At 69.0% G+C, this 7,339-nt stretch carries 13 protein-coding genes and 1 pseudogene; 8 read left to right on the top strand and 6 right to left on the bottom strand.

Translation table 11 applies throughout. The annotated features are described in order from the left end of the window. Positions 1–966 (bottom strand): sensor histidine kinase (locus V7D28_RS12335; protein WP_333587680.1); only part of this gene is annotated, 966 nt, incomplete at its 3' end. Between the two features lie 165 nt (positions 967–1,131). Here V7D28_RS12335 and V7D28_RS12340 point away from each other — a divergent pair. The 4 genes from V7D28_RS12340 (at position 1,132) to V7D28_RS12355 (ending at position 2,865) form a co-directional block, all read left to right on the top strand. After that, positions 1,132–1,446 carry a glycine zipper domain-containing protein gene (locus tag V7D28_RS12340; RefSeq protein ID WP_333587681.1) on the top strand — a complete coding sequence of 105 codons (315 nt, stop codon included), beginning with the start codon at positions 1,132–1,134 and terminating at the stop codon, positions 1,444–1,446. Next, positions 1,443–1,838 carry a hypothetical protein gene (locus V7D28_RS12345; RefSeq protein ID WP_333587682.1) on the top strand — a complete coding sequence of 132 codons (396 nt, stop codon included), beginning with the start codon at positions 1,443–1,445 and terminating at the stop codon, positions 1,836–1,838. Before V7D28_RS12340 ends, V7D28_RS12345 begins: the two co-directional genes overlap by 4 nt. Before the next feature lie 95 nt (positions 1,839–1,933). Then, positions 1,934–2,575 carry a superoxide dismutase gene (locus V7D28_RS12350; RefSeq protein WP_333587683.1) on the top strand — a complete coding sequence of 214 codons (642 nt, stop codon included), beginning with the start codon at positions 1,934–1,936 and terminating at the stop codon, positions 2,573–2,575. A 119-nt stretch (positions 2,576–2,694) separates the two neighbouring features. Then, on the top strand, positions 2,695–2,865 hold the full coding sequence (locus V7D28_RS12355) for a DUF1328 domain-containing protein (protein ID WP_333587684.1): 171 nt from the start codon (positions 2,695–2,697) through the stop codon (positions 2,863–2,865). 84 nt (positions 2,866–2,949) lie between these two features. Here the strand turns inward: V7D28_RS12355 and V7D28_RS12360 are convergent, their stop codons facing one another. From V7D28_RS12360 to V7D28_RS12370, 3 genes are read right to left on the bottom strand one after another with little or no spacing between them, the layout of a single operon-like run. Further along, positions 2,950–3,732 carry a metallophosphoesterase family protein gene (locus V7D28_RS12360; RefSeq protein WP_333587685.1) on the bottom strand — a complete coding sequence of 261 codons (783 nt, stop codon included), beginning with the start codon at positions 3,730–3,732 and terminating at the stop codon, positions 2,950–2,952. Beyond that, complete coding sequence (locus tag V7D28_RS12365) at positions 3,729–4,646, bottom strand: diacylglycerol/lipid kinase family protein (protein ID WP_333587686.1); 918 nt, start codon at positions 4,644–4,646, stop codon at positions 3,729–3,731. Before V7D28_RS12365 ends, V7D28_RS12360 begins: the two co-directional genes overlap by 4 nt. A gap of 9 nt (positions 4,647–4,655) precedes the next feature. Then, positions 4,656–5,000 carry a hypothetical protein gene (locus tag V7D28_RS12370; RefSeq protein WP_333587687.1) on the bottom strand — a complete coding sequence of 115 codons (345 nt, stop codon included), beginning with the start codon at positions 4,998–5,000 and terminating at the stop codon, positions 4,656–4,658. A 158-nt stretch (positions 5,001–5,158) separates the two neighbouring features. Between V7D28_RS12370 and V7D28_RS12375 the strand changes: the two genes are divergently transcribed. The 4 genes from V7D28_RS12375 to V7D28_RS12390 all read left to right on the top strand — a co-directional run bounded on the left by V7D28_RS12375 (position 5,159) and on the right by V7D28_RS12390 (position 6,872). Beyond that, a complete protein-coding gene (locus V7D28_RS12375; RefSeq protein WP_333587688.1) occupies positions 5,159–5,503 on the top strand; it encodes a YMGG-like glycine zipper-containing protein in 345 nt (114 codons plus the stop codon). A gap of 96 nt (positions 5,504–5,599) precedes the next feature. Further along, positions 5,600–6,052, top strand: coding sequence for an OmpA family protein (locus V7D28_RS12380; RefSeq protein WP_333587689.1), 453 nt, complete (start codon positions 5,600–5,602; stop codon positions 6,050–6,052). Positions 6,053–6,371: 319 nt separating this feature from the next. Next, positions 6,372–6,560: a hypothetical protein gene (locus V7D28_RS12385; protein WP_333587690.1), complete on the top strand. Its 189-nt coding sequence runs from the start codon at positions 6,372–6,374 to the stop codon at positions 6,558–6,560. A gap of 15 nt (positions 6,561–6,575) precedes the next feature. Continuing rightward, entirely contained in the window at positions 6,576–6,872 is a 297-nt protein-coding gene (locus tag V7D28_RS12390; protein WP_333587691.1) for a hypothetical protein, read from the top strand. 98 nt (positions 6,873–6,970) lie between these two features. Here the strand turns inward: V7D28_RS12390 and V7D28_RS12395 are convergent, their stop codons facing one another. Beyond that, positions 6,971–7,144, bottom strand: coding sequence for a DUF1328 domain-containing protein (locus V7D28_RS12395; RefSeq protein ID WP_333587692.1), 174 nt, complete (start codon positions 7,142–7,144; stop codon positions 6,971–6,973). 91 nt (positions 7,145–7,235) lie between these two features. After that, a pseudogene (locus V7D28_RS12400) lies at positions 7,236–7,339 on the bottom strand (response regulator); the annotation flags it as partial.

Here is a 7,339-nt window from a genome sequence, read left to right on the forward strand (position 1 = left end):
GGCCTCGAGCCTGGCCCGCACGCCGGTGGGAGGGAAGTCCAGGGTGGTGCGGCCGTTGAGTTCGCGGCGGGTGACCTGGTTGAGCAGGGTGGCGCCGAAGCCTTCCTGGGCGGGCGGCGCCACCACGGGGCCGCCGGTCTCCAGCCATTCGAGCACGAAGCCCCCCTCGAGGGTGGGCCGCCAGGTCACCTGAACCCGGCCGGTCTCCACCGACAGGGCCCCATATTTCAGCGCATTGGTGGCCAGCTCGTGCAGAGCCTGGGACAGGCCGGTCGCCGCCCGGGGGGTCAGGAACAGGTCGGGACCCTCCCACCGGGTCTGGCCCGGCGCCAGGCCGCCCAGCTCGGCGGCGGCCAGGTGGTCGATCGCCGCTCCGCGCCACCTCGCTGCGGTCAGCAGCTCGTTGGCCGAGCCCAGAGATTTCAGCCGCCCGATGAAGGCCTGCAGGAAGCTGTCCACCGAGGTGGTGCGCTTGGCGGTCTGCTGGGCCAGGGCCTGGACGGTGGCCAGGACATTCTTCACCCGGTGGTCGATCTCGGCCATCAGGGCGCGGCTGCGCTGCTCCTCCACCTTGCGGGCTGTGATGTCCTCGACGATGCCGATGACGCCGTCGATCTCACCTTCCGCATTGCGGATGCGCTGGGCTGCCACCCTCAGCCAGACGGTGGGGCGGTCCTCCTGGGGCGCGGCGCGGCACTCGATCTCATAGCGATCCTGGGCGGCGAAGCCGGCGCGCATCTGCTCCAGCGCAACGGGAAAATCGTCGGGGTGAATCCGCGACCACAGGGCGCGACCGCCCTTGGCGGGAATATAGCCGGCCTCGCCGCCGGTGATGGCGGCCATGCGCTCGCTGACAATGTAGAAATCGCCGGGGACATCGTACTGGAACTCGCCCAGGCCCGCCGCCCCAAGCGCCAGCTCGAGGTGTTCCTTTGCAAGCCGTGCGCGGCGCCTGGTCCCCACCATGGGCTGACCCTAGCGCTGCATTTTCGCCAGGGCGACAGGAACTATGCGCCGGGCGCGAAGAAATGCCTCAGCTTGGCCTGGAACCCGGAACCGCCCTGGCCTATGTGACGTTCAGGCTGAGCCCTGTGCGAGAGGTGCGGGGACCTCGAACCTGTGGAGAAATCGATGTCGAACGCTGATCAGGCTGCGACCGAAGCCAAGGCCGCCGCCAGCGCTGCGAGCACGTCCGCCCAACTGCTGGCCGATGACGCCCAGCGCACCTTCCGCGAGGCGGCCAAACATTTCGAACGCGCGGTCCATGAAGGGCTCGAACAGATTCGCGCCCAGTCGCGCGCCTATGCCGACACGGCCGGCGAGCAGCTGGAAGAGGCGCAACGCTACGTGGTCGACAATGTTCGCGAACGCCCCCTGGCCGCCACCGGCGTCGCCGTGGGCGTGGGCGTGGTGATCGGCCTGCTGCTGGCCGGCGGCCGCCGTTGATCGAAAAGGCCCTCGCCGGGGTCATAGGCCTCGCCGCCCTTTTCGGGGTGACCCTGCTGTGCATCGGCGCAGCGGGTTTCGCCCTGTATTTCCTGCTGGTCGGCCCCCTGGGCCCGGCCGGCGCGGCCGGCGTTCTGGCCCTGGTCTGCCTGCTTCTGCTGGGCGGCGCGCTTTTGGCGGTGCGGGGCAAGTCTCCGCTTCCGCCAGCCCTTCAGGATGAAGACAGCCTGGCTGTGCGCGCCTTCCTGATCGCCAAGCAGCATCCGGTGGCCGCGGCCAGCGCCGCGGCCGTGGCGGTGGCGGCTCTGGGCGCCCTGGCGGTGAAGAACCCCAAGGTGATCGCCACGGCGGTCAGCGCCTTCCTGGCCGGGCGGAGCGCAGGTCGCCACTGATCGCGGGTCCGCCGCCGATAGACGTCCCGACGCGCGCCTCCCCCTGGGGGGCGCGTCGTCACATCTGACCCCCTCTTTGAGTGCAGGAGACCGAAGTGTTCAAGCTCCCCGAACTGCCCTACGCCCCGGACGCCCTGGAGCCCGTCATCTCGGCGCGGACCATGGGCTATCACCACGGCAAGCACCACGCCAAGTATGTGGACAACCTCAATGACCTGCTGAAGGCCGCCGGCGAAACCCCGGCCAGCCTGGAAGAGGTGGTCAAGGCGGCCGCTGGCGACCCGGCCAAGAAGAAGCTCTTCAACAACGCCGCCCAGACCTACAATCACACCTTCTTCTGGACCTGCATGACGGGCGCGAAGATGGCCCCGTCCGGCGACCTGGCCGCGGCCATCGACCGGGACTTCGGCGGTCTGGCCGGTCTGCGCGAGGCCTTCGTCACCGAGTCGCTGAACCACTTCGCCTCGGGCTGGGGCTGGCTGGCCGCCGAAGGCGACAAGCTCGTGGTGCTTTCCACCCATGACGCCGACGATCTCCTGCCTCGGGAAGGTCTGACGCCCCTGCTCACCTGCGATGTGTGGGAGCACGCCTATTATCTGGATCACCAGAACGACCGTAAGGCCTTCCTCGAGGCCTGGTTCGACAATCTGGTGAACTGGGAGTTCGCCGCCGCCCAGTACGACGCCGCCCGCGGCAAGGGCGAGGCTTGGCGTCATCCCGGTCCCGTGGCCGGCTAAACAAGCCGCGTCCCCTGGGAACAGGCTTGACTACAGCACGTTTAGTCCCGCGAGCCCTCACGGCTCGCGGGATTTTTCGTTTTGGAGCAAAGGCTCTGGAGCCTTCAAGGAGAATGAAAATGCTGAGCTGGGCTCTTGTCTTCCTGGTGGTGGCACTGATCGCCGGTCTTCTGGGTTTCACGTCCATCGCCGGCACGGCGATCGGCATCGCCCAGATTCTGTTCTTTGTGTTCCTGGTGCTGTTCGTCGTCTCGGCCGTGGTTCACATGGTCCGCGGTCGACGCATCTAAGCGCTGCTTGCAGCGCCGACGGGATCCTGTGGCGCCGCCACAGGATCAGGCGCAGGTTTAAGTCTGACGCCGCGAGGCGCGGCGTCAGATCCTGCGATTGAGCGCCCAGGTTCGGTAGCCTTCATAGGTGGAGCCGGTCCAGCCCAGGGCGCGGACGCGGATCTCGTCCGCCTCCACGTCGATCAGATTATAGCTGGCCGGCGTTCCGCGCTCGCGCACCGACAGGGTTCCGCAACCCACAGCATAGGTGCGCTCATCGGCGAAGGGATACGGCAGGGCGAAGGGCGCATGGATATGGCCCGACAGCACCAGGTCCACGCGGGCTTCGGCGAACCGGCGGGCGGCGGAGGTTCCCCCCCACACCTTGGCGGTCATGGGACCGCCGATCATCTCGGTCAGAGGATGATGCAGGGCCACGACGCGCAGGCAACGGTCAGGCGTGGCCTGCAGGAAGTCGACGGCGTCCTCCACCTGGTCAGAACGAATCTGCCCCTTGGACCAGTTGAGGCGAAACTGCGCGCCGCGGGCGGTGTTCAGGCCGCGCACGGCCACCCCCTCGCCCACCAGCTGCTGACGCCAGGCCGGGCCGATGATCTTCTCGTAGCGCGCAAACGGCCGGAAGATGCGGTCGAACCAGGCGAGATAGGGGGCGTCGTGGTTGCCGGGGGTGACCAGTGTCGGCGCCGGCAACTGGTCGAGCCACGCCCGGGCCTGCTGCAGCTCGTCCACCTTGGCGAAGCGCGTGATGTCGCCGGTGACGACGATCAGGTCCGGCGGATCGTCCTTCAGGGCCTGGGTGGCGGCATTGACCGCATCCTGGTTCTCGTCCCCGAAGTGAACGTCTGAGAGTTGGGCGATACGGATCATTCGGCGTCCGGGTTCAAGGCCGAGCGGGCGACATCGCCCTCGGCGCCGGCCGGCTCGTCGCGAGGCGCGAGGATGCGGGCCACGTGGGGTACGAATTCGATCTCGGCCAGGGCGCCCAATTCGACGCTCTCGCCGTCCAGCAGAGCGGGGATGCCATGGGCGGCCCAGACACGCGCCTGGCGGCAAAGGCCAAGGTCCACGGCCGGGTCATCGCGCCAGTCGCCCATGGCCGCGCGCAGGCCAAGCCGGAAGGCCTCCCGGGCGCCGTGCAGGTCGAGGCCGGCCGCCTCCAGGGCCTGGGCCTCGTCGGCCAGGGCGCGGGACGCGGTCGGGCACATGAAGATCACCGCCTCACCCTTGGCCCGCTCGCCCTCGCCGATGACATAGCGCAGCCGGCGCGAGAAGGCCCGGCGCCAGGCGGTCCTGGCCCGTTGCAGGGCCACGCCGGCGCGGCCTTCACGAATGGCTTCCCGGGCCGGCGCCCACAGGGCCGGGGCCCCGAGTATGGCCGCCACGAGGAAGAGATGCTCGCCGATGCGTCCCCCGGCCAGGGGACGCTCGACCCCCTGAGCCAGGATTTCCTCGAGCGCCTCCTGCCAGGGCCGGGCGCCATAGATGGCGTGGGGCAACATGTTCATGGTCCCGCCGGCCAGCGGCGCCAGCAAGGGTCCCTCCGGTCCGCAGAGTTCCGCGGCGCGGCGGGCGGTGCCGTCGCCCGCCAGCACCACCAGCAGATCCGGCGACTTGGCCAGCGCCGCCTGCAGGCAGGCCTCCAGGTCCCCGACCGTGGAAGCGCAGACCTGGGCCTCCACCGGATAGCGGTCGAAAATCGCCTGAGCTTCCTCGGCGGCGCCCGGCTGTACGCTTCCGGACGCCAGATTGATCACCGCCTGAACGGTTTTGACGCCCCCCATGGATGGCTCCTACAGCCGCTCGTCGACGGACGAAGCGTCCGAGGCCTGGCTCTGCAGGTCACGGCCGGCGCCCCGCAGGGCGTGGCCGGCGTCGCTCACCACGGCCCGCATGGCGGGTTCGGCGCGATCGGCGGCCACCGCGAGCTGGGCGTCCACCACTTCGCCGCCACGCCCGAAGGAGCCGTACCAGGCCGCCGTGGCCAGGACCCCGGCGCCTGCCAGGGCCACCAGGCCGATGGCCAGATTCCGGAACGGGTGGCTTCGGCGGCGGCGCTCTTCGCGCAGGCCGGCTTCGCGGCCTCGCTCATAGGCCTCGGCCAGCCTCGCCTCCTCGACATCAGAGGCGGCGACCACGGGAAGTTCTGTTCGACGCGATCTCGTCCACATGGAGGTTTCTCCTGCTTCTTGCGGCAAAGCTAACGGTAGCAGGCCCTCTGCGGTTCCGACGGCCGAGGGAACCGGCGCCGGGGGCGAACGTTTTCAGCCTGGCACAAGCTCAAGGAGAGCCTGAAATGATGAAGTCCCTTTTGGCCGTCGCCGGCGCGGGCCTGCTGGCCGCGGCCTGCACCTCGACTGGCACTGTGGAACGTAACGCCGCCGGCGGCGCGGCCCTGGGCGCCCTGGCCGGCGCTGTGATCGGCAACAATGTGGGCTCGGGCGACGCCGGCACCGGCGCGGCCCTGGGCGCGCTGGCCGGCGGCGCGGCCGGCGCCTATGTGGGCTGCCGTGAGGACGGCGGCTGTGGCGCGGCCACCCCCAACCGTCGCCAGTATTATGATGAGCGCGCGGGTCGCTACTATTTCTATGACCCGTCCAGCCAGCGCTACTATTGGGAGAACGGTCAGCCTCGCTACTGAGGCGGCCACCTCTGATCCAACACGAAGGCGGTCCTTGCGGGCCGCCTTCTTCGTGTGCGCCATTGGGGGCGCGGACTCGTCCAAGGAGAGACGCATATGGCGCTCAAGACCCGTTCTATCCTGGCCGTGCTGGCCGTCGGCGGCATGGTGGCGGCCTGTCAGGGCCATATGGGCCGTGACCAGCTGGTGCGCGAGCCAGCCTGCGAGGACATCCGGCTGGACATCTATTTCGAGCCGGACTCGGCCGATCTCGGCGCTGAGGCGAAGACTCTGCTGCGTGAAGCGGCGGCCCAGGTGACCTCCGCCTGCGAAGTGAACCGGGTCGAGGTTCTAGGCCTCGCCGACGCCCCCGGAACGTCCGAAGTCAACCTCGCCCTGTCCGCTCGCCGCGCCCAGGCGGTCAGGGACGGGCTTGCCGCCTCGGGCCTCCCCGCGGGGGAGTTCGATCTGCAGGCCTTGGGCGCGCAGGGGGCGGTGACCGCGGGCGGCCAGGTCGAGCCCATGCGCCGCCGGGTGGATCTGACCCTTCGACTGAGCCCGGTCCGCTAGACTCCCGCCTGCGGGCGGGAGTTGGAAGAGCTGAAGCCGGACGCGAAAAAAGAACGGCGGACCCAGGGGTCCGCCGAGTGGCATCATCGAGAAAAAGGGGTGCGGAGGCGGCAGGCTGAGCAATGCCAGCCTCAAGTCGGGGGGGGCGTCGCCGCCTCCGCATCATCAAAACTCCGCACCCTCAAAGGCGTTCCCCGCCTCGGTCGTTTTTTTTTGCAGTCGCCGCGAATCCGGTCTCCCGCGGAACGGCGGCGGCGCGGGGACGTTCAAGTCGCAAGGCCGAGCTTGGGCCGAAACCCTTTCCCGATGCGAGACTGCGATGAGCTTCTCTACCTCCAGAGCCAAGCCTCAAACCCGGGCCATCTCCACCGCGCCCGCCGCCGGCAGCCGTCTGGCGGCGATCAGCGCCATCATCGGCATGGCCGCCGCCGCTGGCCTGCTGGGCGCTCTCAGCGCCGCCGCTGACCGCCCCGCTGAAGGCATGGCGATCTCGCAGAGCTATTTTTGACCATAGGAGACTGGCGTGACCGATCCGCAGAACCATGACGGGGTGAAGACCCGCGCGACCCCCGCCCGACAGGGCCGCCTTGGCCGCCCCATGCTCATCGTGCTGGTGGTGTCCGTCACCCTCGCCTTTGCCGGCCTGCTGGCGAGCTGGCTGCTGCGCGCCGACGATCTCGCAGCGACAGAACCGCACAACGCTCGCCAGGCCAGTGATGCGCAGTTGTTCGAACAGCCCGAGCCCACGCCCATCATCCCCAATCCGGACGATACGGGCACGGCCGCGCCCGTGAACCAGGGTCCGCCCCCGGTCAACTGAGGCGAAAGGCGTCGCGTGATCGAGCTCTAAACAAGAAAGGCCGCTGTCATCCGACAGCGGCCTCTTTTGCATTTACGGTCAGGGTCAGTTCCGAAGGGTCAGACCACGGACTGGCCCCGCAAGGCTCGCACCACGAAGCTCGCCACCAGGAGCACGAGGAAGACCACGAACAGGACCTTGGCGATGGTGGCGGCCACGCCGGCCAGCCCCATGAAGCCGAGATAGCCCGCCAACAGGGCCAGGACTGCAAAGACGATCGCCCAACCAAGCATCAGGCCTCTCCAATGAAAAACCGCAGCCGACGCGGCTGCGGTTCATCAACGTCCGGCTTGGCGGGCCGTTCCGGTCGTCGCGGGCGCGGCCTCAGGCCGCCGCGCGGGCGGCGCGACGGGGATGGAAGAAGAGCGCCTGACCGATCGCCGCCTTCACCGTCTCCGGCTGGAAGGGCTTGGTGATCAGGAAGGTGG

Origin of the sequence: Phenylobacterium sp. (assembly GCF_036723115.1) — a bacterium.
Classification (GTDB): Bacteria; Pseudomonadota; Alphaproteobacteria; order Caulobacterales; family Caulobacteraceae; genus Phenylobacterium.

What these genes read in the sequence shown, in the direction of transcription:
- V7D28_RS12360 (WP_333587685.1), bottom strand. Translation starts at nt 3,732, where the DNA reads ATGATCCGTATCGCCCAACTCTCAGACGTTCACTTCGGGGACGAGAAC.
- V7D28_RS12375 (WP_333587688.1), top strand. Translation starts at nt 5,159, where the DNA reads ATGATGAAGTCCCTTTTGGCCGTCGCCGGCGCGGGCCTGCTGGCCGCG.
- V7D28_RS12385 (WP_333587690.1), top strand. Translation starts at nt 6,372, where the DNA reads ATGAGCTTCTCTACCTCCAGAGCCAAGCCTCAAACCCGGGCCATCTCC.
- V7D28_RS12380 (WP_333587689.1), top strand. Translation starts at nt 5,600, where the DNA reads ATGGCGCTCAAGACCCGTTCTATCCTGGCCGTGCTGGCCGTCGGCGGC.
- V7D28_RS12355 (WP_333587684.1), top strand. Translation starts at nt 2,695, where the DNA reads ATGCTGAGCTGGGCTCTTGTCTTCCTGGTGGTGGCACTGATCGCCGGT.
- V7D28_RS12340 (WP_333587681.1), top strand. Translation starts at nt 1,132, where the DNA reads ATGTCGAACGCTGATCAGGCTGCGACCGAAGCCAAGGCCGCCGCCAGC.
- V7D28_RS12365 (WP_333587686.1), bottom strand. Translation starts at nt 4,646, where the DNA reads ATGGGGGGCGTCAAAACCGTTCAGGCGGTGATCAATCTGGCGTCCGGA.
- V7D28_RS12395 (WP_333587692.1), bottom strand. Translation starts at nt 7,144, where the DNA reads ATGCTTGGTTGGGCGATCGTCTTTGCAGTCCTGGCCCTGTTGGCGGGC.